Here is a 26,857-nt window from a genome sequence, read left to right as displayed (position 1 = left end):
ATGTCTCTCACGAGAAAGCGCGTGCTGCCGGCGTTCGCCGCCGCAATGCTCGCGGCCGGCGCGATCACCCTGCTCGGCGGTTCCCCCGCCGCGACCGCCGTCGGCTCGGTCGAATGTGCCGACACGCACGCCGACGAGCACTCGGCGGCACGCGGCAGGCCCGGCAGCACCGGCCACGACCGCAACGAGATCTCCGACGCCCAGGCCGCCCAGATGAACGCGGACCTGCGCGCCAAGATCGCGAAGAACAACTCGCTCGGCGAGTTCAGCGCGCTGGCGGGCGGCACGATCAACGTGGTCTTCCACGTCGTGACCACCACCGCGGGCAAGGGCGCGATCTCCGACGCCACCCTCACCAAGCAGCTCAAGGTCCTCAACGACGGCTTCGCGGGCGTCGAGTCGAGCGCCGCGGCGAAGACGGGCTTCAAGTTCGTGCTGCAGCAGACCAAGCGCTACCAGAACAACACGTGGTTCAACGGCGGTGCGGACAACGCCTCCACCGAGCGCGCGATGAAGACCCAGACCCGCGTCGGCACGGCCGCGACGCTCAACATCTGGTTCGCCGACATCGACGGCTTCGGCTTCGCGACGTTCCCGAGCTGGTACAAGGGCGACCCGAAGATGGACGGCGTCGTGGTCGACTACGCCACCGTCCCCGGCGGTTCCGAGGTCAACTTCAACCTCGGCAAGACCGTGACGCACGAGGTCGGGCACTGGATGGGCCTCTGGCACACCTTCCAGGGCGGCTGCACCGCGACCAACGACGAGGTCTCGGACACCCCGGCGCAGACCAGCTCCACCTCGGGCTGCCCGGAGGGCCGCGACTCCTGCTCGCGGACGGGCCTGGACCCGATCCACAACTACATGGACTACTCCTACGACGACTGCTACAACCAGTTCACCCCTGGTCAGAACACCCGCATGCAGAGCGCCTGGACGGCCTACCGCGCCGGCAAGTGATCTGACGGGAGGGCCTGCGCCGACAGCAGAAGGAAGCGCAGGCCCTCCCGTGACGCGTCGTCCGTCGCGGTGTAGGCGACGAGCAGCTGGTCCGGGTGAGTGTCCACAGTGAACTGCTGCACGTCGAGCGTGAGCTCGCCCGCGACCGGGTGGTGGTAGGTCTTCACGAGCTGGCGTGGCCCGCGCACCTGATGGCTCGCCCACCACGTGCGGAAGTCCTGATCCCGCACGCTCAGCTCGCCGACGAGCGAGCTCAGCGCGGGATCGTGCGGGGTGCGGCCCGCCTCCATCCGCAGCACAGCAACACATTCCCTGGCCGAGCGCTCCCAGTCGCCGTAGAGGGCGCGGAACGCAGGGTCGAGGAACGTCAGCCGGATCAGGTTGCGCCGTGGCGCGGGAAGCGCCTCGAAGTCCGTGAGAAGTGCCGCGGCTCCGCGGTTCCAGGCGAGCACGTCCATGCGGCGGTGCAGGACCATCGCCGGGATGTCCGGCATGCCGTCCAGCAGCTGCTGAAGCCGCGCGGCGACCTCGGGTGCGGCCTCCTGCCTCGCCGGGGCGACGTCCGCGACGGTGAACAGGTAGTCGCGCTCGTCCGTCGCAAGCTGGAGCGCGTCGGCCAGTGCGTCGAGGACGGTGCGGGAGACCCGTTTCGTGCGGCCCTGTTCCAGCCGGACGACGTAGTCGACGCTCACGTGCGCGAGGTGGGCCAGTTCCTCGCGGCGCAGACCAGGGACGCGCCGGGTCCTGCCGTCGTCGGGGAAGCCCGCGTGCTGCGGGTCCACGGCGGCGCGGCGGGTGCGGAGGAACTCGCCCAGTTCGTTCATGCCTCCAGTGTCCGTGTTCTCGTGGCCATGTGCCTGGTACTGGTGTGCATAGGCTGGGCTGTCCCTGGTTGGGCCGGGCACCCGAAGACGACCGTTGCGGACATGGAAAACGTGACCTTCCTCAGCAACGGACTCGAGATCGCCGGCCACCTCCACCGGCCGCAGGGTGCCCCGCGTGGCGCGATCGTCGTCGGGCATCCCGGAACCGGCGTCAAGGAGCAGACGGCGGGACTGTACGCACAGCGGCTCGCGGAACAGGGCTTCCTGGCGCTGGCGTTCGACGCCGCATACCAGGGCGAGAGCGCGGGGGAGCCGCGCGGCCTGGAGGACCCGTTCCAACGGGTCGAGGACATCCGGGCGGCCGTGACGTTCCTCAGCGGACTGGACGAACGCGTGGGCGTGCTCGGCATCTGCGCGTCCGGCGGGTACGGGGTGGCCGCCGCGGGGACCGACCACCGGATCAAGGCGATCGCCACCGTCAGCCTGGCCGACATCGCCCGCCAGTTCCGGTTCGGCGCGGACGGCACCCAGGATCCCGCTGTGCTGCAAGGGATGCTGGACCAGGTGCGGGACGGCGGCTTCACGCTCTTCCCGGAGACCGGCGAGCAGGCGCGAGCGGGAGGCCTGCACTCGTTCGAGGGCTGGGAGTACTACTGCACGCCACGCGGTGAGCACCCGCGTTCAGCGAAGACGGTGACGTGGAGCAGCGTGGGACGCATCGCGGCGTTCGACGCGTTCCGCGCGGTCGACCTGATCGCGCCGCGGCCGTTGCTGCTGGTGGCCGGTCGCGAGGCCGTCACGTCGTGGATGAGCGTGGAGGCCTACCAGAAAGCGGGCGGTGCCAAGGAGTTCCACTGGGTCGACGGCGCCACGCACGTCGACCTGTACGACAGGTACGTGCCGCAGGTCGTCGAGCGGGTGGCGGAGTTCTTCGGCAAGAACCTCTAGATCCTGCCGGCGACCTCACGTGCGTGGTCCAGTTCGCGTTGGTAGCGGGCGGGGTTGTGCGCGGCGAGTTCCTCGAGCATCGCCAGGGCCTCGGTGATCGCCACCGAGGCCTCGGTGCGTTCGGATCGGAGGGTCCGCACGACGGCGTGGTCGGTGAGCGCGTCGGCCAGCAGGTAGCCGTGCTCGTACGGGTTCTCCGCGTGCCGTTCCCGGTAGTGGGTGACCGCCAGCGACGAGGCTTCGAGCGCGGCGTCGAGTGACCCCGCATGTGCAGCGGCCAGGGCGAAGGTGTTGCGCGCCAGGGCCTTTCCGTCGTCCGTCTGGTTCAGCTCGATGCCGAGGGCGGCGGCTTCCTGGGCCTCGGCGTGGGAACCGCGCGCGATCAGGAGGCCGGCCCGGTTGTTCCACGCCCGCGCGAGCTCCCTGCGGCCGAGCTCGCGGTCCTCGTGCTTCGTTGCGAGGGCGAGGGCCTCGTCGCTGGCGGCGAGCGACTCGTCGAGCCTGCCGACGTTGTGCAGCCTGCTGCCGAGACTGACGAGTGCTACCGAGAGCCGCAGTTCCGCCCGCATGACCCTGGCAGGGTGTTCGGTGCCCGCGAGCAACGCGCGGTAGCGGTCCACCGACTCCTGGGCGGCCTCCACCGCCTCCTCGAAGTGGCCCAGGTCGCGCAGGCGGTTGGCGTGGTTGTGGAGTCCTCCGGCGAGGTCGTCGAGGGACAGCTGGTCGCCGTCGGTCTCCGCGTGCTCCCGCAGCACCGCCACGGCCTCGTCCGCGGACGCGCGGGCCTCCGCCAACCGGCCCAGGCGCACCTGCAGGAGGCCGAGCTCCTCGAAAGCACTGTGCGCGTTGATGTTCCGCCCCGGACCGCGCTGCCGCCAGAACGCCGCACTCCGCGCGGTGAACTCCGCAGCCTGCTCGTAGTCCCCGATCTTCGCGCGGTGAACTCCGCAGCCTGCTCGTAGTCCCCGATCTTCGCGAGGCGATGTGCGTACTCCAGCCAAGCGTGCGCGAGGTCGTAGCCCGGCAGCCTGTGCGGCACCAGTTCCTGGCCGTCCAGTTCGGCGACGGCCAGCCGGGCGTTCTCGGCGGCCTCTGCGTGCCTGCCGAGCGTGCCCAGGAGATCGGTGACCCAGTACCGGGCCGTGTTGGCGATACTGGTGGTGCTGTCGCCCGGCACGGCCAGGCTCAGCGCCAGCGGCAGTTCCTCCCGTGCGACCTCCAGCGCCTCCTCGTACCGTTCCTGCCGGATGAGGTTGTCGCGCAACGAGGTCAGCACCAGCCGCAGCTTCGCCGGGTCACCCAGCTGCCGGCGGAACTCCAGCACCTCGTGGTGGGTCCGCAGGGCGAAGTCGTCCCACCCGGCCTCCTCGAAGTACTCCGCCAGCTCCACCAGCGCGTCCGCGAGCGAACCCGGTTCCGGCCACTGCTCGCGGGGTTTGCCCCGCAGCTCCTCGACCACCGGCCACACGTACCCCAGCATCTTCAAGGGATCCGGGTAGCCGGACCTGGCAGGCCGGTGCCACGTCTCGCCGCGGCGCACTGGGTCGATCACGCGTGAGTGGATATCACGCGGTGCGCACCTCGGGGACGACCTTCGCCACATTCTCCTCCGATACAACGGAAGCGAGGCGCTCGGCCATCGTGCCGCCCTCGGGAGTCCCGGCCGGCGAAGGGATCTTGCCCAGCAGGTACCCGGCGTGGCTCACCGCGAGCAGCACCAGCAGCGCCTCGGAGAACACGGGCAGCCCGGCGATCCCCGCGGGGTTGTCCACGGCCCGCAGCGCCGAGACGGCCTGCGCGACGTAGAGCAGCACCAGCAGCACGGTGATGACGAAGTTCTGGAACTTCGCCAGGTCGATGGACCGGCCCGCCGACGCTCCCTCCTCGACGGTCAGCATCTCCCAGAACCGCCCGCCTTCCTCACCACGCGGGTAGGCCGCCACGGACTCGGGCCGGCTCGTGCTCTTGGCGACCTTGATCGCCCCCGCCACGACACCGGAGCCGAGCGAGACGCCGAGCAGCCACAGCACCTGCTGCGGGATCACGAACCCGGCCACGTCGACCTGCCCGGCCGCGAACCGGCCGAACGCCATGCCGGTGATGAGCGAAAGCAGCACGACCGTCCACGCCATCACCTGCACCCGCGAGAGGCTGTAGCGGCCGCGGGCGTCGCGCAGGACGTTCTGCGCACCGATGCGGCTGGGGATCACCACCGCGAGCAGCACGATGACGAGAGCGGACACGACCCAAGCCCAGAACGTGGTCGCCATGGAGGCCTCCTCGTTACGCCGTTCGGACGCTGTGGCCGTTACGTCGTCGGCAGGCGAGCCGGTGTTATCACGTTGGGTAACGATTCGGGTGTCGTTGGCCGTCGATCTCACGGATCGTGACCGCGATGAGCCCTATCGGATGAGACCCAGGTCTCCCCGGCCTCAAGAACGCGTAAAAGCCGGCCCCACCCCCGTAAGGACGTTGTCAGGCACCCCCTGATCAGGCATTTCGTGCCGCAAGCTTCCGTGCGTCATCAAGAAGACCTTGTCGTTGAAGGGAGCGGCGTCATGGCCGACCTGGCCTATGCGTTGCTGCTGATCGGGAGTTTCGTCGTGCTCGGCCTGACGGTGCGTGGACTGGAGAAGTTGTGAGCACGGGACTTGTCGCGAACGCCGTCGCCGGTGTGATCGCGCTCGGGCTGATCGTCTACCTGTTCATCGCACTCGTCAGGCCGGAGAAGTTCTGATGTCACCTCTCGTGGCCGGCCTCCTGCAGGTCGGCATCCTCGTCGCGGCCCTCGCGGTCGCGTACCGGCCCCTCGGCGACTACATGGCTCGCGTGTTCACCGCCAAGAGCCACTTACGCGCCGAGAAGGCCATCTACCGCTTCGCGCGGATCAACCCGGACGCCGAGCAGAAGTGGAGCACCTACGCGTACGGCGTGCTGGGCTTCTCGTTCGTCGGCATCGTGTTCCTGTACGTGATCCAGCGCGCGCAGTCGTTGCTGCCGTTCGACTTCGACCGCGGCAACATCGGTCCCGGCATGGCGTTCAACACGGCGATCAGCTTCGTGGCCAACACGAACTGGCAGTCGTACGTGCCCGAGGCGGTCATGGGCCACGCGGTCCAGATGATCGGCCTGACCGTGCAGAACTTCGTGTCAGCGGCGGTCGGCCTCGCGGTCGCCATCGCCCTGGTCCGCGGGTTCGTGCGGAGCCAGACGGACCGGCTCGGCAACTTCTGGGTCGACCTGGTCCGCGGCACCACGAGGATCCTGCTGCCGATCGCGTTCATCGGTGCGATCGTGCTGATCGCGTTCGGTGTCACGATGAGCCTCAAGTCCGGTGTGGACGTTGACGGGCAGCTCGTGGCGAACGCACCCGTCGCGAGCCAGGAGGTCATCAAGGAGCTCGGCACCAACGGTGGCGGTGTGCTCAACGCGAACTCCGCGCACCCGTTCGAGAACCCGAACGAGTGGACGAACCTGATCGAGATCTTCCTGATCCTGGTGATCCCGGTCGCGCTGACCCGCACGTTCGGTCAGCTGGTGGGCAACAGGAAGCAGGGTTACGTCCTGCTGAGCGTCATGGGCGTCATCTGGACCGCCATGCTCGCGGTGATCTGGGCCGCGGAGGCCGCCGGTGTGAGGCCGTTGGAGGGCAAGGAACTCCGGTTCGGCATCCCCGGCAGCGCGATCTTCGCCGACGCCACCACCGGCACGTCGACCGGCGCGATCAACTCGCTGCACGACAGCTACACCGGTCTCGGTGGTGGCGCGGCGTTGCTGAACATGCTGTTCGGCGAGATGACGCCGGGCGGTGTCGGCACCGGGCTCTACAGCATCCTCGTGATGGCGATCATCGCGATGTTCCTGGCGGGTCTGATGGTCGGCCGCACGCCCGAGTACCTGGGCAAGAAGCTGGGGCGCAAGGAGGTCACGGCCGCCGCGGTCTCGATCCTCGCGATGCCGACCGTGCTGCTGATCGGCGCCGGGATCGCCGCGATCCTGCCGAGCACCCAAGGCGCGCTGAACAACCCGGGAGAGCACGGGTTGTCGGAGATCCTTTACGCCTACGCGTCGGCGTCGAACAACAACGGGTCGGCGTTCGCCGGCATCACGGTGACGAACGACTGGTTCCAGTCGTCACTCGGCCTGTGCATGCTGTTCGGCCGGTTCATCCCGATCATCGCGGTGCTGGCGCTCGCCGGATCCCTCGCGGCCCAGAAGAAGGTGCCGGTCACGGCGGGCACGCTACCCACCACCGGGCCGTTGTTCGCGACGCTGCTGACCGGCGCGATCGTGCTGGTCGCCGCGCTGACGTTCGTTCCCGCTCTCGCTCTCGGTCCCATCGCGGAGGCACTGCTGTGACCACCAAGCCCGGTCTCGCGGCCGCACTGCCCGAGGCACTGAAGAAGCTGTCCCCGCGCCACCAGTTGCGCAGTCCCGTCATGTTCGTCGTGTGGGTGGGTTCGCTGCTGGTCACCGTGTTCGCGGTGACCGACCCGAGCGTGTTCACCATCGCCGTCGCGGCGTGGCTGTGGTTCACCGTGCTGTTCGCGAACCTCGCGGAGGCCGTCGCGGAGGGACGCGGCAAGGCACAGGCGGACTCGTTGCGGCGCACGAAGAAGGACGCCGTCGCCCGGCTCGTCAACGGCGACGTCGTGGCGGGCACCGAGCTCAAGATCGGCGACCTGGTCGTCGTCGAGGCGGGTGAGGTGATCCCCGGCGACGGTGACGTGGTCGAGGGCATCGCGACCGTGGACGAGTCGGCGATCACCGGTGAGTCCGCGCCCGTCATCCGCGAGTCCGGCGGCGACCGGTGCGCGGTCACGGGCGGCACGACCGTGCTGTCCGACCGGATCGTCGTCCGGATCACGACGCGGCCCGGCGAGTCCTTCGTGGACCGGATGATCGCGTTGGTCGAAGGCGCGGAACGGCAGAAGACGCCGAACGAGATCGCGCTGACGATCCTGCTGTCCACGCTGACGATCATCTTCCTGCTGGCCGTCGTGGCACTGCAGCCGTTCGCGATCTACTCGGGCGGCGAGCAGTCGGTGGTCGTGCTGACCGCGTTGCTGGTCTGCCTGATCCCGACGACGATCGGCGCGCTGCTCTCGGCCATCGGCATCGCCGGCATGGACCGGCTGGTGCAGCGCAACGTGCTGGCCACCTCGGGCAAGGCGGTCGAGGCCGCCGGCGACATCGACACGCTGCTGCTCGACAAGACCGGCACGATCACCTGGGGCAACCGGCGTGCGACCGAGTTCATCCCGGTCGGCCCGGCCTCCGACGAGGAGCTCGTCGCGGCCGCCCGGCTCGCGAGCCTCGCCGACGACACCCCGGAAGGCCGCAGCATCCTCGAGCTGGCGGGCGGGCAACCGGCCACCGAGCACGAGAAGACCGGCGAGTTCGTGCCGTTCACGGCGCAGACCCGCATGTCCGGCATCGACCTCGGTGAGCGCAGCATCCGCAAGGGCGCCGCGTCCGCGTTCGACCTGAGCGACACCGCCCGCGAGATCGTGGACGAGATCAGCGCCCAGGGCGGCACCCCGCTCGTCGTGGCCGAGAACGACAAGGTGCTCGGCATCATCCGGCTGTCGGACGTGGTCAAGCCCGGCATGAAGGAACGCTTCGCCGAACTGCGCGCGATGGGCATTCGGACGGTCATGGTCACCGGCGACAACCCGTTGACCGCCAAGGCCATCGCGGACGAGGCCGGGGTCGACGACTTCCTCGCCGAGGCCAAGCCCGAGGACAAGATGGCCCTGATCCGCAAGGAGCAGGAGGGCGGGCGGCTGGTCGCGATGACCGGTGACGGCACGAACGACGCGCCCGCACTCGCGCAGGCGGACGTCGGTGTCGCGATGAACACCGGCACGTCGGCCGCGAAGGAGGCCGGCAACATGGTCGACCTCGACTCGGACCCGACCAAGCTCATCGAGATCGTGGAGATCGGCAAGCAGCTGCTGATCACGCGTGGTGCGCTGACGACGTTCTCCGTGGCGAACGACCTGGCGAAGTACTTCGCGATCCTGCCGGCGATGTTCGCGGCGATCTACCCGGCGCTGGACAAGCTCAACATCATGCACCTGGCCACGCCGCAGTCCGCGATCCTGTCGGCGGTGGTCTTCAACGCGCTGGTCATCGTGGCGCTGATCCCGCTGGCGCTCAAGGGTGTGCGGTACCGGCCGTCCAGCGCCAGCGCGCTGCTGCGGCGCAACCTGCTGATCTACGGCCTGGGCGGCGTCGTGACGCCGTTCGCCGGGATCTGGCTGATCGACCTGCTCGTGCGACTCATCCCCGGGATCGGCTGAACCATGAACAACTTCCTGAAGCAGTCGTGGGCGGGTCTGCGGATCCTGCTCGCCCTCACGGTGCTCCTCGGTGTGCTCTACCCGCTGTCGGTGTGGGGCATCTCGCGGATCCCCGGCCTGCACGCCAACGCCGAGGCCGCGGACACGACGCTGGTCGCGGTCGTCCGCGAAGGCGACCAGTACTTCGTCCCGAGGCCGTCCGCCGCGACGCTGCCCGCGTCCGGTGGGTCGAACAAGAGCGAGATCAACGAGGACTACACCAAGGTCATCGCCGAGCGCCGAACGGAGATCGCGCAACGCGAGGGCGTGCCCGAGAGCCAGGTCCCGCAGGACGCCGTCACCGCGTCCGCCTCCGGCCTCGACCCGCACATCAGCCCGGACTACGCGGCGTTGCAGGTGCCCCGCGTGGCGCGCGCGTCCGGGCTGTCCGTGGAGAAGGTCCGCGAGCTGGTCGCTGCCAACACTCACGGCACCTTCACCACCACCGTCAACGTGACTGCGCTGAACCGTGCCATCGACAGCGCCCGTTGACGGTCGCCGGGGTGAGCTGAGGATCTACCTCGGCGCCGCTCCCGGCGTCGGCAAGACCTTCGCCATGCTCGGCGAGGCCCACCGGCGCCGGGAGCGCGGCACGGAGGTGGTCGTCGGGCTCGTGGAGACCCACGGCCGCGACAAGACCGCCTCCCTGCTGCGGGACCTGGAGGTGGTGCCGCGCAGGGTGATGCGGCACCGCGACCTCGAAGTGTCCGAAATGGACGTGGACGCGATCCTCGAGCGCAGGCCCGAGGTCGCCGTGATCGACGAGCTCGCGCACACCAACGCGCCGGGCTCGCGCAACGAGAAGCGGTGGCAGGACGTCGAGGAACTGCTGGAAGCGGGCATCGACGTCCTGTCCACGGTCAACGTCCAGCACCTGGAGTCGCTCAACGACGTGGTGGAGCGGATCACCGGTGTGCGGCAACGGGAGACCGTGCCGGACGAGGTGGTCCGCCGCGCCGAGCAGGTCGAGCTGATCGACCTCACGCCGGAGGCGCTGCGCAGGCGTCTGGCGCACGGCAACGTCTATCCCGCGCACCGGATCGACGCCGCGCTGGGCAACTACTTCCGGCTCGGCAACCTGACGGCGTTGCGCGAGCTGGCGTTGCTGTGGGTGGCGGACCAGGTCGACGTCGCGTTGCAGCGCTACCGCAGCGAGAAGGAGATCACCGACACCTGGGAGACCAGGGAACGGGTCGTCGCCTCCATCACCGGCGGCCCGGAGAGCGAGACGCTGATCCGCCGCGCCCGCCGGATCGCGACCAGGGCGGGCGCGGAACTCCTGGTCGTGCACGTGATGCGCGGCGACGGACTCTCCGGCGTCACGCCCGAGCACATCGCCCGCTCCCGCAAGATCACCGAGGACGTCGGCGCGACCTTCCACTCCGTGGTCGGCGACGACGTGCCGACGGCGTTGCTGGAGTTCGCCCGCGGGGTCAACGCCACCCAGCTCGTGCTGGGGACCTCGCGCAGGTCACGGATCGCGCGGGCGTTCGACGAGGGCATCGGCGCGGCCGTGGTGCAGAAGTCCGGTGCGATCGACGTGCACATGGTCACGCACGACGAGTCGCGGCGCGGTCTGCGCTGGAAGGCCGGCGCGGACCCGTTGTCGTGGAAACGTCGTGCGACGGGCTGGGTGCTGTCGCTCGTGCTGCCGGCCGCCGTCGCCGCGCTGGGCATGCTGTGGCGCGACGAGCTGGACTTCTCGACGGATCTCGTGGCGTTCCTGCTGGTCACGTGCGTGGTGGCGATCGCGGGCGGGCTGGGACCCGCGTTGTTCTGCGCGGTGCTCGGAGCCGGGCTGCTGAACTACTTCTTCACCGAGCCCTACTACAGCCTGGCCGTGCAGACGCCGGAGAACGTGATCACGCTGGCGGCCATGGTGATCGTCGCGACCGTGGTGGCGCTGACGGTCGACCGCGCGGCGCGGCTGGCGGAACAGGGCGCGAGGGCACGGACCGAGGCCGCGTTGCTGGCCTCCTACTCGCGGACCGTGCTGACGAGCCCGTACCCGTTGGCGCGCCTGTTGGAGAAGATCCGGGAGAACTTCGGCCTGGAGTCGGTGGCGCTGCTCGAACGCCGTGGTGGCGCGTGGAAACGCGTCTCCTGCGTGGGACCGCGGCCCTGCGACGACCCGGACGACGCCGACGCGGACGTGATGGTCACCTCCGACATCCACCTGGCCCTGCGCGGCCGGGTGCTGCCCGCGAGCGACCAGCGGGTGCTGGAGGCGGCGGCCGGACAGGCGCTGATGGCGTTGCGGCAGCAGCGAATGGCCGACGAGACGCGGGACGCGCACCGCAAGGTCGAGACGTCGGAGCTGCGCACGGCACTGCTGTCGGCGGTGGGCCACGACCTCCGCACGCCGCTGACGTCGATCAAGGCCGCGATCGGGAGCCTGCGCGACGCGTCGCTGCCACTGTCCGAAGAGGACGTCGCCGAGCTGATGGAGACCGTGGAGGAGTCCGCCGACCGCTTGACCGGCCTGGTGGACAACCTGCTGGACTCGTCACGGCTCGCGACCGGGTCGGTCGAGCCGGTGCTGCGGCCGGTCGGCTACTACGAGGTCGTGGCCAGGGCGCTCGCCGGCATGGGGGGAGAGGTGTCGGTGGCCGTGGCCGAGGACCTGCCGCCCGTGCTGGCGGACCTGGGGCTGCTGGAGCGCGTGGTCGCGAACGTGGTGGACAACGCCCTGCGCCACGGCAGTCCGTCGCCGGTGGCGATTCGCGCCAGCCGCCACGGATCGTCCGTCGAGCTGCGGATCGTCGACCACGGGCCCGGACTGCCGAAGAAGGCCGGGCACAAGGTGTTCGCGCCGTTCCAACGCCTCGGCGACCGCTCCGCCACACCGGGTGTCGGGCTCGGGCTGAGCGTCGCGAAGGGCTTCACCGCCGCCATGGGCGGGGAGATCAGCGCCGAGGACACACCGGGCGGGGGACTGACCGTGGTCATCTCGCTGCCCGCCTACGAGGAGACTTCCGGATGACGTCAGTGTTGGTGGTCGACGACGAACCGCAGATCGTGCGCGCGTTGAGGATCAACCTCAGCGCGCGGGGCTACGACGTGATGACGGCCTACGACGGCAGATCCGCGCTGGGTGTCGCCGTCGCGGGCAAACCGGACGTCGTCGTGCTCGACCTCGGCCTGCCCGACATCGACGGCGTGGACGTGATCGCCGGCCTGCGCGGCTGGTCCACGATCCCGATCATCGTGCTGTCCGCGCGCACCGACTCGTCGGCCAAGGTCGAGGCGCTCGACGCGGGCGCCGACGACTACGTGACCAAGCCGTTCGGGATGGACGAGCTGCTGGCCAGGTTGCGCGCCGCCGTGCGCCGCAACGTGGCGCGCGAGGCGGGCGATCCGGTGGTCGAGACGTCGTCGTTCGTCGTGGACCTGGCCGTGAAGAAGGTCCGGCGCGACGGCCACGAGGTGCACCTGACGCCGACCGAGTGGGGCCTGGTGGAGATCCTGGCACGCAACCCCGGCCGGCTCGTGTCGCAGAAGCAGCTGCTGCAGGAGGTGTGGGGGCCGATGCACGTCAACGAGTCCCAGTACCTGCGCGTCTACTTCGCCCAGTTGCGGCGCAAGCTGGAGGACGATCCGGCCCACCCGCGGCACCTCATCACCGAGCCGGGGATGGGGTACCGCTTCGAGGTGTGAGGGTCAGCCCGCGTGATCGGGATTCGGGGTGAGGATCTTCCTCAGGTAGACCAGGTCGGCTCCCGCATCGTCGGCCGCGGACCTGAGGTACTCGAACTCGACGGGCTCCGCGTGCTGCATGATCACGATCATCGGCCGGACGGTCGTGGTGTCCTGGCTGCGCGCGACGGCGCGGAGCAATTCGTCGAACATTGTTTCAGAGCCCCAGCACACATACCGCACATCGGTGCCGTTAGTCGCAAGACAACCTGACTGCATGCTTTTCGTGGTTTCAGGTCGTCGTAGGTACCAGTTCGGCCCGCAGGTTTCGTCGACGATCTCGGCAGGTGTTTGATAGCGCACCGCTACCAGGTCCGTGTACGGGCCGAATCCGTGAAGGGCGCGCCACTGGCCCATAATTGCTTCATTCCTGAGCCACAAGTGAATCTCGTCCGAGGGCAAGTGCTCGGCGAGCACACCCCCGATCGCAGGGTCGGCGATCCATTCGTTGATGGCGCGGTGTTCCTGCGCCGTCGTCAGATTCACTTCCCCTGTCTCTTCGATCCTGCGGCAGATCTCTGCCATGAGTTCCCTGGCCACCTCGGGCGGCACCGAGCCGGCGGCGGTCTTCTCGACGCGTTCGATGTCGTCGGCCGACTTCGGGTTCACGTGCACGTCCGTCAGCGAGTCCGCCCGCCTGATGAGTTCCGACGGCTGGATCATGAACAGCCGGCGCCCGGTGCTCCGGCGGAACTCCGCCATCAGCTCCAGCCGGGGGCCGCGCAGCTGACCCTTGCTCCGCCTCCACCAGTCGTCCTTGGCGTCGCTCGTCACCAGCAGCACGTCGCACTTGCGGCGCTCGGCTTCCAGCAGCACCTGTTTCCAGACCAGGTAGTCACCGGCCCGGTTCTCCGGGGCGGTCTTGTCCAGGTCCAGGTAACCGGGCGGTTCCTTGGCGGCGATCCGGCGCTCGGCCTCGGCCACGGCGGCCTCGTGGTCCTCGACCGGCACCGCCGAGCCCTTCCGGCCGGTGAGGATCGAGTCGAGCGTGGTGACGATGGCGTCGTTGTTGGTGTCGTGCGGGTGCGCGTTGGCGTCGGCCTGCTCGCTGATCGTCCCCCTAACGGCCTGGAACACGCCGTTCAGCTTGGTGAGCAGGTCGTTGCGCTCGCCTTCGGGCAGGTAGATCCGGTTGCTCCAGGCCCGCACGGCCTCCTCGGCGTCCTGGCGTGCCTTGTCCAGCTTGGCGAGCGACTCCTTCGGCGTCTCGCCCAGCTGGTCGATGACCGACTCGCGGTTGCGCCAGAACTCGCGCATCACCTGGTGGGGAATCCACAGGCCGTCGCCCAGCGACTGCATGACCTTGATCAGGTCGGCCCGCGTGGTGCTGTTGAACCGGTAGAGGTTGAGCAGCACGTTGGCGTCGAACACGACCATGCCGTTGGTCAGCGTGTTCTTGTAGTCGTCGGACGTCGGCGTCCGGTAGTCCTCGAAACCGTCGAAGATGCCATCCGTCACGACCGGTGATCGTACCGAGACGCGGTGCTGCTGGGCGCTCGACCGTTGACGCGAGGTCGTGAGAGCGCTTCCATGGAGTTCCGCTGCCGTGCGATCGTGACAGAGAGGTCATCATCGTGGCTCGAAAACTCACGCGCGCCCTGCTGGGACTGGCCCTGGTCCTCCCGCTCTCCGGCATCGCGCAGGCAGCGGTCCCGCCCACCCCGACAGGCTGGTCCCTGGCCTGGTCCGACGACTTCACCGGCGCGAACAACAGCGCTCCGAACGGCAACAACTGGATCGTCGACACCGGTCACGGCTACCCCGGCGGCCCCGGCAACTGGGGCACCGGTGAGATCCAGCGCTACACCAACGACCGGTCCAACCTCGCTCTCGACGGCTCCGGCAACCTGCGGATCACCCCGTTGCGGTCCGGATCGGGTGAGTGGACCTCGGCTCGCATCGAGACCCGCCGGTCGAACTTCAAGGCACCGGCGGGCGGTGTCCTGCGCATCGAGGGCCGCATCCAGATGCCGAACGTCACCGGTGCGGCCGCGCTGGGCTACTGGCCGGCGTTCTGGGCGCTGGGCTCGCCGTACCGCGGCAACTACTGGAACTGGCCGAGCATCGGTGAGTTCGACGTGATGGAGAACGTCAACGGCATCAACAGCGTCTGGGGCGTGCTGCACTGCGGCGTCAACCCCGGCGGCCCGTGCAACGAGACGAACGGCCTCGGCGCGTCCCGTGCCTGCCCCGGCAGCACCTGCCAGTCCGCGTTCCACACCTACCGCTTCGAGTGGGACCGCTCGGTCAGCCCGAACCAGCTGCGGTGGTACGTCGACGGTCAGCAGTTCCACATCGTGCGGCAGAACCAGATGGACGCCACGTCGTGGAACAACATGACCTCGCACCAGGGCTACTTCATCCTGCTGAACGTGGCCGTGGGCGGCGCGTTCCCGAACGGTGTCGCGGGCCGCGCGACGCCGACCGCGCAGACCACGCCTGGCCGGCCGATGCTGGTCGACTACGTGGCGGTGTGGACCCGCCCGTAGCCGGGTGCCAGCCCTACTGCTCCACCACCCCGAGGTCGCTAGCGTGGAAGCGGGGGACTTCGGGGGAAGGTGGAGCGGTGGGGGACGTGGCTCGCCGGGACGTGCTGTCCTGGCTGGGGAAAGGCGCACTCGGAGCGGTCGCGCTGGGCGCCGTGGGGCAACCCGCGATGGCGGCGGGCGGCGTGACCGTGCTGCGCGGGGCGACGCTCATCGACGGCACCGGCCGGGCACCCGTCGCCGCCTCGACGATCGTGCTGGCCGGCGACCGGATCCTGGCCGCCGGCCACCACCGGGACGTCCCGCGCGGCGTCCGGGCGATCGACGTGACCGGGAAGTACGTGATCCCGGGCCTGTGGGACCTGCACACCCACGCGACGCACTACGAGGACACGGTCGCGCCGCTGCACGTCGTCCAGGGCGTCACGGGCATCCGCGAGATGATGGGCCTGCCCGAGGTCCACGACACCCGCCGCCGCATCGAGTCCGGCGAGATCCTCGGCCCGCGCATGGTGATCGCCAGCGCGATCGTCGACGGCCCCGCCGCCATCTGGCCCGGCTCCGACGTCGTCCGCACCCCGGACGAGGCCCGTGCCGCCGTGCGCAGGGCCAAGGACGGGGGAGCGGACTTCGTCAAGGTCTACTCGTTCCTGTCGCCGGAGTGCCACGCAGCCATCGCCGCGGAGGCACGCAGGCTGCGCATCCCGTTCGCAGGCCACGTCCCGGCCCGCGTGCCGATTCAGGACGCGCTCGCACAGCACACCCACGAACACATGTACAACCTGTTCACGTCCACTTCGGACAACGCCGAAGCTCTCTACGCCCAGCTCCGCGCCATGCCGGACGACCAGGCCGACCCGAACTGGTGGGGCCGTCACGCGGGCCGGATAGAACGCGCTGCCGTCGCGACCCACTCGCCGGCGCGTGCCCGCAGGCTGTTCGCGAGCATGGTCGAGCAGGGCACCTGGCAGTCGCCGACGCTCTTCGTCGAACGGAACATGAGCCGCTCACCCGAGACCATCCCGAACGACCCGGCCGCCCTCGAACGGATCCGCTACATCCCGGTGGGTCTCCGGGAGCAGTGGCGGCAGATCATGTCCGGCCGCCCGCCGCGTACACCCGAGGAAGTGGCGGAACTGCAGAGGTTCGGGGACGCCCGCATGCGGCTGCTGCGAGAGATGCACGAGGCGGGAGTCGGCGTCGTCGCCGGCACGGACGCCGGGTTCGCCTACGTCTTCCCGGGCTTTTCGCTGCACGACGAGCTCGCGCTCCTGGTGCAGGCCGGTCTCACCGAGGGCCAGGCACTCCGGGCGGCCACCAGCGACGCCGCGCGCTGCCTCGGCCTGGAGCACGAGACCGGCACGGTCACGCCCGGCAAGCAGGCGGACCTGGTCGTGCTGGACGCGGACCCGTTGCGGGACATCACGAACGTCGGCCGCATCCACTCCGTCGTCAGCCGCGGCCGCTACCTCGGCCCGGCTGACCGCGCACGGATACTCGGCGAGATCGAGGCCGCCGCCAGGGAACCGGTCGAGGTCCCGCCCATGCCCACGGGGTGCTGCCTGCACTGATGTGGCCCCCGCCACCGTGATCGTCAGGATCGCGTCAAGGTGGCGGCCACCCGTGTCAGGGTCTCGTCCGGGACCTGGGCACGGCGCCGCGCCAGGCGTGTGCTGGACGCATGACACTCGCCGAGTTGTTGCCCAGCACCGGATGCGCCACCGAGCCGGTGCTGGAGGACTGTCTCTGGCCGGACGGCACCCGGATCGCCGGCCAGGACCTCGTCATCGGTGGACTCCCCGCGACGCAACTGGCCGCCCGGTTCGGCACCCCGTGCCAGGTCCTGGACGAGCCGACGGTCCGCACCAGGGCGAGGGCCTTCCGCAGGGCGCTGCCGGACGCGGAGGTCGTGTTCGCCGGGAAGTCGTTGCCCTGCCCCGAGGTCTACCGGTGGATGGCGCAGGAGGGCCTGTCCCTCGACGTGTCGTCGGCGGGGGAGCTCGCACTGGCCAGGGCCGCGGGCTTCCCGGCGCAGCGGATCGTGATGCACGGCAACGTGAAGACCGCCGAGGACCTGAAGGCCGCGCTGGAGTACGGGGTGTCCAGGATCGTCGTCGACTCGCTGGACGAGATCGCGCAGCTCGGCGCACTGGCGACCCGAGGCCAGGAGGTCATGATCCGGGTGACGCCCGGCGTCGACGCGCACACCCACGCCAAGATCGCGACCGGCGTCGAGGACCAGAAGTTCGGCTTCTCGCTCGCGTCCGGAGCCGCTCTCGAAGCGATCCTGCGCGTCGTGGAGCAGCCGTCGTTGAGGCTCGTCGGCCTGCACTGCCACATCGGCTCGCAGGTCCGACACGTTGCGAGCTATGAGGAGACCGTGCGGCGGATGGTCGGCCTGATCGCGTCCTGCGGCACCAGGATCGAGCAGCTCGACCTCGGCGGCGGCTTCTGCGCGCCGTACCTGCAGGGCGAGCAGGACTTCGACCTCGCAGGGTTCGCGCACCGGATCACGGGCACGCTCAACTACGAGTGCGGCGTGCACCGCGTGCCGCCGCCGCGCGTGTTGATCGAGCCCGGACGGTCGATCGTCGCGAACGCCGGCGTCACCCTTTACCGCGTGTGCGCGGTGAAACACGGTCTGACACGGACGTTCGTGGCCGTCGACGGTGGCATGAGCGACAACCCGCGTCCCGCCCTGTACGGCGCCAAGTACGCCGTCCGCCTGGTCGGCCGCGGCGGCAAACCCAGGCCGGTGACGGTCGTCGGCAGGCACTGCGAGGCGGGCGACGTGCTGGCCGAGGACGTGCTGCTCCCAGCGGATGTGCACGCGGGAGACCTGCTCGCCGTGCCCGCGACCGGCGCCTACCACCACGCCCTGGCCTCGAACTACAACCAGGTCTGCCGTCCGCCGGTGATCGCGGTCCGGAACGGCGTCGCCAGGCCGATCGTGCGCAGGGAGACCGAGGAGGACCTGTTGCGCCGATACGTTTGATCATTCCGCCGCCGTGTCGAACGTCTGTTCCCTAGAGTGGCGCGATGCACTCGTACGCCTACGTGGCCGACTCCCGGCTGGACGAGACACGGCGCGCCCTGGGCCTGCAGACCTCCGGCGGCAGGGCACCGAACCCGCGTTTCTTCACCGGGTTCCTCGGCGACTCGCAGCAGGCCGCCACGGCGCTGCTCGCCATCGCGAAGATCGCGGGCACGCGCTACTTCCAGCCCACCAACGAACGCCTCCGCGACCCGGTCGTCACGTGCAACGGCGACCGTCTGCGGTTCGAGTCGTTCTCCGGCTGCTGCGGTGTCTACGCGCGCCTGGACGTCCTCGGCGACGCGCTCGACGGTGAGGTCCACGACCGCGGGACCACGAACGTCGACGTCAACGAACCGCTGCGGCGTGCGCTCGCCCGCGTCACCAAGGGCGACCCGCTGCACCTGACGGTCGGGCCGGACCAGGTCGAGGTCGGCACGCTCGACGGCGCGGTGGTGGAGAAGAAGGTCCCGTTGCCGCCGCGCTGGCTGCGGGGTTTCGCCGAGACCCAGGTGCTCACCTCGAAGTTCGACCTCAAGGCCGAGCTCTCGCCGATGGACGCGCAGCGGTTCCTCAAGACGCTGCCCAAGGGCCGTGCGGCGGTGTGGGCGGTGCCGTCCGGGAGGTCGTTGCGGCTCAGCGGAACGGCCTCGGCCAACGCCGTCTGCCTCGCGGGCCCGAACCGCCTCGAGACGCTCATCCCGTTGCTGCGCTTCGCGAAGGCCGTCCGCCTCTACGGCCCGCCCGCCGCCGGCTTGCCCGTCGCGAGCGGCTGGGAGGTCGATCTGGGCTCGCAGCGCCTGACGCTCGTGCTGTCGCCCGAGGTGACCCGCGGCCTGTCCGGTGAGGGCGCCGTCCTCGACGGGCTCGCCGCCGGGGACGCGGACACCGACGCCGAACTGGTCGGCGCGCTGCTCGACTTCGAACCCCGCGTGGACATCGCGGACCTGGCCGACCGCTCCGGGCTCACCCCCGCCAGGGTCAAGGACGCGCTGGCCCAGCTCGGCACGTCCGGACGCGTGGGCTACGACCTCGCCGAAGCCTCGTACTTCCACCGCGAACTGCCCTACGGCGGCGTCGACATCCAGGCCATGAACCCCAGGCTGCGCAACGCGAAGGCACTCGTCGCGCAGAACGCGGTCAGCTGGGACGGCGACACCGCGGTGGTCGGTGACTACCGCGTCAACGGCGAGGCGTGCACCTGCCAGTGGTGGGCCGAGTACCGCGGTGGCCGCGGCAAGTGCAAGCACGTGCTGGCCGCGGACATGGTCAGGGGCAAGGCATGAGCTTCGACAAGATCCAGGCGCTGATCGAGTCGGACCGGACTCTCGCCCTCGGGGTGGTGCTGAAGCGACTGACTCCCGGCGAGCGCAAGGACTACGCGAAAGACCTGATCGCGTTCGAGAAGCGGCACCGCGCGGGCGACGAGCGGTGGATGCACCGGGAGACGCTCTCGATCGCGGGCGCCGGGCTGCTGCAGAACGCCTCGGCACTCGCGCCGTGGCTGGTGCGCTACCGGATCTGGTTCCACAACGGGAGGTCCGACAACGCCCTCGGCGTGTTCGTCGACGTGCTGCGGCACCGCGAGCTCCCGTGGCTCCCGGACCTGGTCACGAGGATCGCCGCCAGGATCCCGGCGCGCGGGCGCTGGCGGCAGGACCTCGTCCACGTCGTGCTGGAGTTCTGCGGCGACAGCCCGCCCGACTCGGACGGGTTCCTGGTGAACCTCATGGCCTTCGGCGGCCACACGCGCTGGCGCCCGTCCTTCGACGTGCTGATCCCGAAGATGCTGGCGGCCGCCGGAGCGGGCGCGGTCATCGCGACCAGCCGGGACTGGCGGCTGTTCCTGCGCGATCGAGCGGAACGGCAGGTGCTGCTGGACGGGTGCCTCGCTCGTCTCCAGCAGGGCGGGGCGGCCAGCGAGGTGGACGGTTTCCTCGCCCTGCACGAGGTTCTCCAGGTCACGCTGGACGAGACGCGGACTCACGCGCGGGACTACGTCGCCATGCTGCCGGACTCGCGTTCGACGGTCGCCGGTCTTGCCCAGGACCGGCTGAAGCTGCTCGACGAGGCGGAAGGGCTCGACTTCGACCTGCTGTGCGAGGCGAGCAGGTGGGTGTTCGGCCGCACCGAGAAGAAGCTCGTCCGCGCCCAGCTCGCCTGGCTGGGCAAACACGGCAAGGAGAAGCCGGACGAGGTCGTGCTGACCGCCGCGGAGCTGTTCGCGCACGAGTCGGACGACCTGCGCGGCCAGGCCGTCAAGCTGATCGTGAAGCACCTCGGCAACACCGGTGAGACGACGCGGGCCGAGGTCCGGTCCCTGGCCGAGCAGCTGCCCGGCGACCTGGCCCAGCAGCTGGGCGGCACCGCGGTCCAGGAACAGGCCGTGGAACTGGCCGCGTTCGAACCCAGGCCGTTCCCCGAGCCAATCGCCACCTTGGACGAGTTCACGCGGGAGCTGCTGGCCGCGTTCGCCCGCGACTCGGTCCACCTCGAACCGTCCACGGCGGAACGGATCATCGAGGCGCTGGTCCGGTTCGCCTGGCAGGACAGGGAAGCGCTCCATCAGGCGATCCAGCCGTTCCGCGACAGGCCGCCGTGGTCCGACGGCTCCCGCCGCAACCCGCGTGCCGAACTGATCGACGCCGTTTTCGCCGGGCGAGGCACGCCGCGTCCGGCGGAGTCCGAAGTGGACTTCGCTCTCGAGTGGGAGGAACGGCCCGGCGGCACGAGCATCGGGGGCATCGCCGACGAGCTCTGCAAGCGGTTGTACGAGATCGCCAGAGGTTTGATCCTGCAGCCGAAGCCGGCCCTGGTCTCCACGCCCACCGAGATGTCCGGCCTGATCGACCCCGCGACGCTGGCCGGCCGCCTCGCGAGGGCGGAGGCCGAGGGCTGGGAACCGTGGCAGCGCGACCTGGTGCAGGCCGTCCGGCGGCTGCCGCGCGACACGGACCCCGCTGTGTTCGCGTCGCTGAACAGCAAGGCGGCCGCCGAGGTGCGAGAGGGGCTCGCGAACAGGACCGACCCCGGGATCGTCATCGCGGAACGCAGCTACCGCCACCCCTGGCGGTACTCGCAGGACCTCGCCGACACCGGTCTGTACGCGATCGTCACTCCCGGGCTGGAAGAGCCGGAGCAGTTCCTGCGCGAGCACGACGACTGGGGCCCGTTGCCCGAGTGGTGGCCGTCGATGCTGCCCGTCCAGCGGGAGGTCGTCGCCGCTCACCTCGTGCCGCACCTGAGGACGCGGACGGCGTCGAAGGGCCACGACGGTCCGCTCCTGCCGATGCTCGCCGAGGCCCACGGCCCGGCGGGCCCCGCCCTGCACCTCGCCCTGTCCTACGGGCTCGGGGCCGAACTGACCGTCAACCGCGCCCACGCCGTCGACGCGATCCTGATCCTCGCCGCACGCGACCAGCTCGACGGCGGGATGCTCGGCGACCTCCTGGGACAGCTGCTCGGCCGCGCCGACGTCGCGATGAACCGGGCCGTGCCCGGCCTGCGCGACGCGGCCCGTTCCGGTGCGGCACGGCAGATCTGGAACGCGCTGACGGCCTTGTTGCCGCGTCTCTGGTCGCACAACAGGGTCGCCGACGTGGTCGAGCTCGCCGTGGAAGTGGCGCAGCAGCTCAGCCCGGGTGGTGACGTGGGCGGCCTCGCCGAGGTCGCGTCCCGCAAGGGGTCGAGCAAGACGGTGGTGCAGGCGAAGAGGCTGATGAGCGCGTTGGGGGAGAAGGCGTGAGTTTCGACAGGATCCAGGCGCTGATCGAGTCGGACCAGCTGCTCGCGCTCGGCGAGGTGCTGAAGAGCCTCACGCCGGAGGAACGCAAGGAACGCGCCGCCGACCTCGTCGCGTACGAGAAGGCGCGGCGGGCCGCCGGCCGCAACTGGGATCACCACCCGGCGATGCACATGGCGGGCATCGGGTTGTTGCCCAACGCGTCCACGCTCACGCCGTGGCTGGTGCGCTACCAGATCTGGTGGCACCGCTACAGCCAGGAGAACGGCACGGCCGAGGCCCTGGACGTGCTGCGGCACCGCGACCCCGCATGGCTGCCGGACCTGGTGGCGCGGCTCGCCACCAGGATGCCGACCCGCGAGCTCGGCCGGCACGACCTGATGCGGATCGTGCTGGAGTTCTGCGGCGACAACCCTCCGGACTCGGACGGGTTCCTGTTGCACTTCATGGACTTCGGCGGCCACACGCGCTGGCGCCCGTCCTTCGACGCGCTGGTCCCGCGCATGCTGGAGGTCGCCGGCAGCGGCGTGATCTTCGCGAACACCTGGCAGTGGCCGCAGTTCCTGAACGAACGGGCGGACCGGCAGGTCCTCCTCGACGGCTGCCTCGCGCGACTCCAGCAGGGCGGCAGCGCCAAGGAGATGGAGGGTTTCCTCGCGCTGCACAAGGTTCTCGACGTGACGCTGGACGAGGCCGCCGAGCACGCACGGGACTACGTCGCGATGCTGCCCGACTCGCGTTCCACCGTCGCCACCCTGGCGCAGGACCGGCTGAAGGCGTTGGACGAGGCCGGCAGGCTCGACTTCGCCCTGCTCGCCGACGCGAGCCGCTGGGTGTTCGGCCGCACCGAGAAGAAGCTCATCCGTGCCCAGCTGACGTGGCTCGGCAAGCACGCGAAGTCCACTCCGGACGAGGTCGTGCTCGCCGTCGCCGAACTGTTCGCGCACGAGTCCGACGACCTGCGCGGCCAGGCGGTCAAGCTGATCGCCAAGCACCAGTCGAAGGTCAGCGACGCCACCCGGACCGAGGTGCTGGCTCTTGCTGAACAACTACCCGCCGACCTCGCCGCCCAGCTCGGTGTCGAGACCGCCGCGGGGGAGGCCTTCGAACTCGCGCCGTTCGCACCGCGCCCGTGGCCGGAGCCGATCGCCACGCTCGACGAGCTGACCGGCGAGGTGCGCAGCCTGTTCGGCCGCAACGCGGGCCACGTCGAGCCGGTCACCGCCGAGCGGATCATCGAGGCCGTGGTCCGGTTCGCCTGGCAGGACAGGGAAGCGGTCACGAAGGCGTTCGCGCCGCTCTACGAGAAGCATCCGTGGATCAAGAACCGCAGCGCGTACGAGACCTACCCCGACCACTCGCGGCGCGACTGCTGGTCGGTGTTCATCTCGATCATCGCCGCGGTGGACGAGACCGTGACGCCGATCGGCCCGGTGGAGTCGGCGATGGACGCCGCCAGGACGTGGATGAAGCAGCTCAAACGCGCCGAGATGGGCTCGGTGAGCGAGCAGCTCGCCAAGAGGCTGCACGAGATCGCCAAGGGCCTGGTCAAGTCACCGCGCCCGGCCCTGGTGTCGACCCCGACGGAGACGTCCGGCCTGCTCGACCCGGCCACCCTGCTCGAACGCCTCGCCAAGGCCGACGCGGAGGAGTGGGAACCGTGGCCGCGCGACCTCAGGCAGGCCTACCACCGGTTGCCGCGCGACACGCGGCCGGAGGACTTCGCGGCTCTGACGAGCAACGCGGGCAGGCTGCTGCGCGACTGGCTGGCCGACCTCACCGATCCGGTGGTCGAGCTGGTCGAACGCATCCGCGTGACGCGCCCCGGCTACTTCGGTTCGCCGGTGGACGAGAAGCGCCTGCTCGTGACGCTGTCGCCAGGCCTGCCCGATCCGGAGAAGCACTGGTACGGCCACAACGAGTGGGGCGTCATGATCGAGTGGTGGCCCGCCGTCCTGCCAGTGCAACGCGAGGTGATCGCCGCCCACCTCGTGCCGCACCTCGCGAGCCGCCGCGAGTCGAAGGGCGACGACGGCCCGGTGCTGCCCGCGCTCGCCGAGGCACACGGCCCGATCGGCATCGCCACACATCTGGCGCTCGCTTACGGCCTGGGCGCCGAGGCGACGGTCGGGCGTGCCAATGCCGTCGACGCCCTGCTGATCCTCGCCGCCCGCGACCAGTTCGACGGCAAGGCACTGGGCGAGGTCGTCGGCCGGCTGCTGGAACGCGGCGACCTCGCGCTGAACCGAGTGGTGCCGTGCCTGCGCGACACCGCACGGTCCGGCGCCGCGGCCCAGATCTGGGACGTCCTGGTGGCCACGCTGCCGAAGGCGTGGTCGCACAACAGGGTCGCGGACCTGGTCGAGCTGGCGGTCGAACTGGCCCAGCAGCTCAAGCCGGGCGGCACCGTCGACGGCCTGGCGGAGGTGGCGGCCCGCAAGGGTTCCAGCAAGGCGGTCGTGCAGGCCCGGAGGCTGGAGAGCGCACTAGGCTGAGTCCCATGGACCTGGGCACAGTCATCGCCGAACGGCAGATCGAGGGCAAGGCACCGGACGGATCGTCCTTCGAGGTGGTGATCCGGTTCGGTGCCCCGCGCCCTGACCCGTTGAGCGGCAACGGCGACTGGGAGTGTCCACACCAGATCGGCGACGACGAGGTCAGTGCCGCGTACGGCGTCGACTCGCTGCAGGCGTTGCTGCTCAGCGTCTACGCCGTGCGGATCAAGCTGGCCGAGTCGGGCGCCACCCTGGACTGGCTGGGCATGCCCGAACTCGGCCTGACCGTCGCGCCCCCGCTCAGCTGAGCACCTGGCCAGAGGTCTTGTCCGGAACCTCGTGTCCCAGTTGCTGCCGAGGCGTCTGCAAGTACCACCAACTCCTGATCGAATCGCCGTCAACCACACCCAACATGTTCGTCACCTGACGAACAGGCGCCGTCCCTTTCCGGCCCCCGCAAGCCCTGTTGGTGATAGGAAGGTGCCTGTTGATGTTGAGTTGGTGGTACTTGCAGACGCCATCAGGGCTAGGCGCAGGGCTGCTGGGGCGAGTAGCGAACACAACTTCTGGCAACAGGCTCAGCGAACACGGGGTAGTGGTCCGAGAAGTCGTTGAAGGTGTACTTGCGCCCCCATGACCAGATCGACCACTCAGGACTCTTCACCCGCCGCGTCTCGTTGCGCAGCAACGGCCCCTGGACCGTCAGCACGTAGTCGAGGTGCTCGGACGCGTACTCCGGCCCGTACTGGTCGCGGCAGACGCTGTTGTCCGCGCAGTCCCACGAGAACGGATGCCCGACCACCTCGGGCGTCTGCGTACCCAACTCGGCGACCATCTGCGGGAACTCGGCACTCGCCTTGACCACGTTGAGGTCGCCCGCCACGTACACCGGCTCGGCCGCGGGGATGTTCCGCGCGGTCAGGAACGCCCTGATCTCGGCCCGCTGCTTGGCCCGGTAACCGCCCGGCGCGCTGGTGCAGGTCGAGTCCTCTGCCTGCATGTGCGTCCCGATGACGTGCAGCGGCCCGGTCGGCGCCTCGATCCGCACGTACGCGAACCCCTTGTTGGAGAACCAGTCCGCACCGCAGCCGTCGCGGTAGACGTGCTGGACCCGCGTGGTGATCGGCCACCGGCTCAGCACCGCGACACCGCCGTCCTCCGGCGTCGCGTCGCTGTACCGGCCGCTCGTCACGTCCCACCCGGCCTTGCTGCGGCCCAGCACCGGCGTCTGGTGCGGGTAGGTGTCGCGCAGGTTCGCCAGCAGCCGGTCCGAGGCGGCGTTGTCGAAGGCCTCGTTGAGCACGACGACGTCCTGGCCGTTCAGCACACCGGTGCTGTCGATCAGGTCGGCGCGGGCGACCTGGCCCCAGTTCGGGTAGAGGTTCCGCGACAGCATGAACACGTTGTAGGTGGCGATCTTCGGCGCGGCAGGGGCCGCGACCGCCGGGGTGGCGACCGAGATCGTCAGCGCGGCGGCGACGGCGAGCGTGATCAGGCGCATGAGGCCCGATGCTGACGGACGTGAATGTCTTTCACAACCGCTGAACCGAGACCCGATGGTGTCGTATCGATTAAGAACAGATGGACGTCAGCGCAGGCGGTCGAGGTCCGCGCCCGACTTGTCGACCAGCGCCCGCATCGCCTCGTAGGCGGCCTCGGGGTCACGCGCCGAGATCGCGTCCAGCACCGCCCGGTGCGACGGCACCGGATCGTCGTCCACGCTCCCGTGCACCAGCTTGTCCCGCTCGGCCAGCCCGATCGCGATGATCCGCTCGACGTGCGTCAGGAACGCGTTGTGCGTGGACCCCATCAGCAACCTGTGGAACTCCAGGTCTGCCCGAACGGTCGCGGCGAGGTCGCGCGCCGACGCCATCCGCTCCAAAGCCGCACCCAGGGCCTCGATGTCCGCGTCCGACGCGCGTTCGGCGGCCAGGCGGGCGGCGGCGGGCTCGACGATCACGCGCATCTCGGTGAGCTCGTCGAACAGGCTGTGGTCGGTGTTGGTGGCCTGGGTCTGCCAGCGCATCACGTCGGTGTCGAGCAGGTTCCACGACGACCGCGGCTGGACGAACGTGCCGCGCTTCTGCCTGGCGTCGATCATGCCCTTGGCCGACAACACCTTCAGGGCCTCGCGCAACGCCGTCAGCGACACGTCGAGTTCCTCGCGCAGCGCCGGGAGGTCGAGGGTGTCGCCCTCGCCGATCTCGCCGGCGAGGATCCGGCCCGCCAGCGCCTCGACGGTCTGGCCGTGCACGCCACGAAGCCGCTTCTCGCTCATGAGGTCAGAGCATACGGCACATCATAAATTATGAATTATTCTTGACATGA

Annotated in this window: 23 protein-coding genes; 17 read left to right on the top strand and 6 right to left on the bottom strand. The window is 69.8% G+C overall.

The window, feature by feature from the left end:
* Positions 1-960, top strand: coding sequence for a zinc metalloprotease (locus tag ACSHWB_RS43185; protein ID WP_439659117.1), 960 nt, complete (start codon positions 1-3; stop codon positions 958-960).
* On the opposite strand, the gene ACSHWB_RS43180 is transcribed toward ACSHWB_RS43185, so the two are convergent.
* Entirely contained in the window at positions 942-1,784 is an 843-nt protein-coding gene (locus ACSHWB_RS43180) for a helix-turn-helix transcriptional regulator (protein ID WP_439659116.1), read from the bottom strand. The genes ACSHWB_RS43185 and ACSHWB_RS43180 overlap by 19 nt on opposite strands.
* 102 nt (positions 1,785-1,886) lie before the next feature.
* On the opposite strand from ACSHWB_RS43180, the gene ACSHWB_RS43175 reads away from it, so the two are divergent.
* Positions 1,887-2,732, top strand: coding sequence for an alpha/beta hydrolase (locus ACSHWB_RS43175; RefSeq protein WP_439659115.1), 846 nt, complete (start codon positions 1,887-1,889; stop codon positions 2,730-2,732).
* Here ACSHWB_RS43175 and ACSHWB_RS43170 read toward each other — a convergent pair.
* Positions 2,729-3,733, bottom strand: a complete 1,005-nt coding sequence (locus ACSHWB_RS43170) for a hypothetical protein (RefSeq protein ID WP_439659114.1) — start codon at positions 3,731-3,733, stop codon at positions 2,729-2,731. The genes ACSHWB_RS43175 and ACSHWB_RS43170 overlap by 4 nt on opposite strands.
* A gap of 123 nt (positions 3,734-3,856) precedes the next feature.
* On the opposite strand from ACSHWB_RS43170, the gene ACSHWB_RS43165 reads away from it, so the two are divergent.
* Positions 3,857-4,231 carry a hypothetical protein gene (locus tag ACSHWB_RS43165; RefSeq protein ID WP_439659113.1) on the top strand — a complete coding sequence of 125 codons (375 nt, stop codon included), beginning with the start codon at positions 3,857-3,859 and terminating at the stop codon, positions 4,229-4,231.
* A 66-nt stretch (positions 4,232-4,297) separates the two neighbouring features.
* On the opposite strand, the gene ACSHWB_RS43160 is transcribed toward ACSHWB_RS43165, so the two are convergent.
* Entirely contained in the window at positions 4,298-5,002 is a 705-nt protein-coding gene (locus ACSHWB_RS43160; protein WP_439659112.1) for a hypothetical protein, read from the bottom strand.
* A 231-nt stretch (positions 5,003-5,233) separates the two neighbouring features.
* Between ACSHWB_RS43160 and ACSHWB_RS43155 the strand changes: the two genes are divergently transcribed.
* From ACSHWB_RS43155 to ACSHWB_RS43125, 7 genes are read left to right on the top strand one after another with little or no spacing between them, the layout of a single operon-like run.
* Positions 5,234-5,374, top strand: a complete 141-nt coding sequence (locus tag ACSHWB_RS43155; protein WP_439659111.1) for a hypothetical protein — start codon at positions 5,234-5,236, stop codon at positions 5,372-5,374.
* On the top strand, positions 5,371-5,469 hold the full coding sequence (kdpF, locus tag ACSHWB_RS43150; protein ID WP_090063996.1) for a K(+)-transporting ATPase subunit F: 99 nt from the start codon (positions 5,371-5,373) through the stop codon (positions 5,467-5,469). The genes ACSHWB_RS43155 and kdpF overlap by 4 nt, the downstream gene beginning before the upstream one ends.
* Positions 5,469-7,091 (top strand): potassium-transporting ATPase subunit KdpA, encoded by a 1,623-nt coding sequence (gene kdpA, locus ACSHWB_RS43145; RefSeq protein WP_439659110.1) that lies wholly within the window; start codon positions 5,469-5,471, stop codon positions 7,089-7,091. Before kdpF ends, kdpA begins: the two co-directional genes overlap by 1 nt.
* The gene (kdpB, locus tag ACSHWB_RS43140) at positions 7,088-9,037 is read left to right on the top strand and encodes a potassium-transporting ATPase subunit KdpB (RefSeq protein ID WP_439659109.1); all 1,950 of its coding nucleotides are present in this window, start codon (positions 7,088-7,090) and stop codon (positions 9,035-9,037) included. The genes kdpA and kdpB overlap by 4 nt, the downstream gene beginning before the upstream one ends.
* Before the next feature lie 3 nt (positions 9,038-9,040).
* The gene (locus tag ACSHWB_RS43135) at positions 9,041-9,568 is read left to right on the top strand and encodes a potassium-transporting ATPase subunit C (RefSeq protein WP_439659108.1); all 528 of its coding nucleotides are present in this window, start codon (positions 9,041-9,043) and stop codon (positions 9,566-9,568) included.
* Positions 9,546-12,059 (top strand): DUF4118 domain-containing protein, encoded by a 2,514-nt coding sequence (locus tag ACSHWB_RS43130; RefSeq protein ID WP_439659107.1) that lies wholly within the window; start codon positions 9,546-9,548, stop codon positions 12,057-12,059. The genes ACSHWB_RS43135 and ACSHWB_RS43130 overlap by 23 nt, the downstream gene beginning before the upstream one ends.
* Entirely contained in the window at positions 12,056-12,733 is a 678-nt protein-coding gene (locus ACSHWB_RS43125) for a response regulator (protein ID WP_439659106.1), read from the top strand. The genes ACSHWB_RS43130 and ACSHWB_RS43125 overlap by 4 nt, the downstream gene beginning before the upstream one ends.
* 3 nt (positions 12,734-12,736) lie before the next feature.
* On the opposite strand, the gene ACSHWB_RS43120 is transcribed toward ACSHWB_RS43125, so the two are convergent.
* A complete protein-coding gene (locus ACSHWB_RS43120) occupies positions 12,737-14,230 on the bottom strand; it encodes a PIN-like domain-containing protein (protein ID WP_439659105.1) in 1,494 nt (497 codons plus the stop codon).
* Between the two features lie 116 nt (positions 14,231-14,346).
* On the opposite strand from ACSHWB_RS43120, the gene ACSHWB_RS43115 reads away from it, so the two are divergent.
* The 7 genes from ACSHWB_RS43115 to ACSHWB_RS43085 all read left to right on the top strand — a co-directional run bounded on the left by ACSHWB_RS43115 (position 14,347) and on the right by ACSHWB_RS43085 (position 24,837).
* Positions 14,347-15,261 carry a glycoside hydrolase family 16 protein gene (locus tag ACSHWB_RS43115; RefSeq protein ID WP_439659104.1) on the top strand — a complete coding sequence of 305 codons (915 nt, stop codon included), beginning with the start codon at positions 14,347-14,349 and terminating at the stop codon, positions 15,259-15,261.
* A gap of 77 nt (positions 15,262-15,338) precedes the next feature.
* Positions 15,339-16,829: an amidohydrolase family protein gene (locus ACSHWB_RS43110; RefSeq protein WP_439659103.1), complete on the top strand. Its 1,491-nt coding sequence runs from the start codon at positions 15,339-15,341 to the stop codon at positions 16,827-16,829.
* Positions 16,830-16,939: 110 nt separating this feature from the next.
* Positions 16,940-18,253, top strand: coding sequence for a diaminopimelate decarboxylase (lysA, locus tag ACSHWB_RS43105; RefSeq protein ID WP_439659102.1), 1,314 nt, complete (start codon positions 16,940-16,942; stop codon positions 18,251-18,253).
* 44 nt (positions 18,254-18,297) lie between these two features.
* Entirely contained in the window at positions 18,298-19,578 is a 1,281-nt protein-coding gene (locus tag ACSHWB_RS43100; RefSeq protein WP_439659101.1) for an SWIM zinc finger family protein, read from the top strand.
* Positions 19,575-22,037 carry a hypothetical protein gene (locus ACSHWB_RS43095; RefSeq protein WP_439659100.1) on the top strand — a complete coding sequence of 821 codons (2,463 nt, stop codon included), beginning with the start codon at positions 19,575-19,577 and terminating at the stop codon, positions 22,035-22,037. Before ACSHWB_RS43100 ends, ACSHWB_RS43095 begins: the two co-directional genes overlap by 4 nt.
* Complete coding sequence (locus ACSHWB_RS43090) at positions 22,034-24,529, top strand: hypothetical protein (protein ID WP_439659099.1); 2,496 nt, start codon at positions 22,034-22,036, stop codon at positions 24,527-24,529. The genes ACSHWB_RS43095 and ACSHWB_RS43090 overlap by 4 nt, the downstream gene beginning before the upstream one ends.
* A gap of 5 nt (positions 24,530-24,534) precedes the next feature.
* Positions 24,535-24,837, top strand: a complete 303-nt coding sequence (locus ACSHWB_RS43085; RefSeq protein ID WP_439659098.1) for a DUF6968 family protein — start codon at positions 24,535-24,537, stop codon at positions 24,835-24,837.
* Positions 24,838-25,055: 218 nt separating this feature from the next.
* Here the strand turns inward: ACSHWB_RS43085 and sph are convergent, their stop codons facing one another.
* Positions 25,056-26,030, bottom strand: a complete 975-nt coding sequence (gene sph / locus ACSHWB_RS43080; protein WP_439659097.1) for a sphingomyelin phosphodiesterase — start codon at positions 26,028-26,030, stop codon at positions 25,056-25,058.
* A gap of 87 nt (positions 26,031-26,117) precedes the next feature.
* Positions 26,118-26,807, bottom strand: a complete 690-nt coding sequence (locus ACSHWB_RS43075) for a FadR/GntR family transcriptional regulator (RefSeq protein WP_439659096.1) — start codon at positions 26,805-26,807, stop codon at positions 26,118-26,120.
* Positions 26,808-26,857 lie beyond the last annotated feature (50 nt).

Origin of the sequence: Lentzea sp. HUAS TT2 (assembly GCF_051853195.1) — a bacterium.
Classification (GTDB): Bacteria; Actinomycetota; Actinomycetes; order Mycobacteriales; family Pseudonocardiaceae; genus Lentzea.
Note: the sequence above shows the minus strand (reverse complement) of the source record. Positions and strands in the feature narration are given on the sequence as shown.

Coding starts and splice junctions, on each gene's coding strand:
- ACSHWB_RS43125 (WP_439659106.1), top strand. CDS start 12,056: ATGACGTCAGTGTTGGTGGTCGACGACGAACCGCAGATCGTGCGCGCG.
- sph (WP_439659097.1), bottom strand. CDS start 26,030: ATGCGCCTGATCACGCTCGCCGTCGCCGCCGCGCTGACGATCTCGGTC.
- ACSHWB_RS43135 (WP_439659108.1), top strand. CDS start 9,041: ATGAACAACTTCCTGAAGCAGTCGTGGGCGGGTCTGCGGATCCTGCTC.
- ACSHWB_RS43100 (WP_439659101.1), top strand. CDS start 18,298: ATGCACTCGTACGCCTACGTGGCCGACTCCCGGCTGGACGAGACACGG.
- kdpA (WP_439659110.1), top strand. CDS start 5,469: ATGTCACCTCTCGTGGCCGGCCTCCTGCAGGTCGGCATCCTCGTCGCG.
- ACSHWB_RS43160 (WP_439659112.1), bottom strand. CDS start 5,002: ATGGCGACCACGTTCTGGGCTTGGGTCGTGTCCGCTCTCGTCATCGTG.
- ACSHWB_RS43075 (WP_439659096.1), bottom strand. CDS start 26,807: ATGAGCGAGAAGCGGCTTCGTGGCGTGCACGGCCAGACCGTCGAGGCG.
- ACSHWB_RS43175 (WP_439659115.1), top strand. CDS start 1,887: ATGGAAAACGTGACCTTCCTCAGCAACGGACTCGAGATCGCCGGCCAC.
- ACSHWB_RS43185 (WP_439659117.1), top strand. CDS start 1: ATGTCTCTCACGAGAAAGCGCGTGCTGCCGGCGTTCGCCGCCGCAATG.
- ACSHWB_RS43180 (WP_439659116.1), bottom strand. CDS start 1,784: ATGAACGAACTGGGCGAGTTCCTCCGCACCCGCCGCGCCGCCGTGGAC.
- lysA (WP_439659102.1), top strand. CDS start 16,940: ATGACACTCGCCGAGTTGTTGCCCAGCACCGGATGCGCCACCGAGCCG.
- ACSHWB_RS43095 (WP_439659100.1), top strand. CDS start 19,575: ATGAGCTTCGACAAGATCCAGGCGCTGATCGAGTCGGACCGGACTCTC.
- ACSHWB_RS43085 (WP_439659098.1), top strand. CDS start 24,535: ATGGACCTGGGCACAGTCATCGCCGAACGGCAGATCGAGGGCAAGGCA.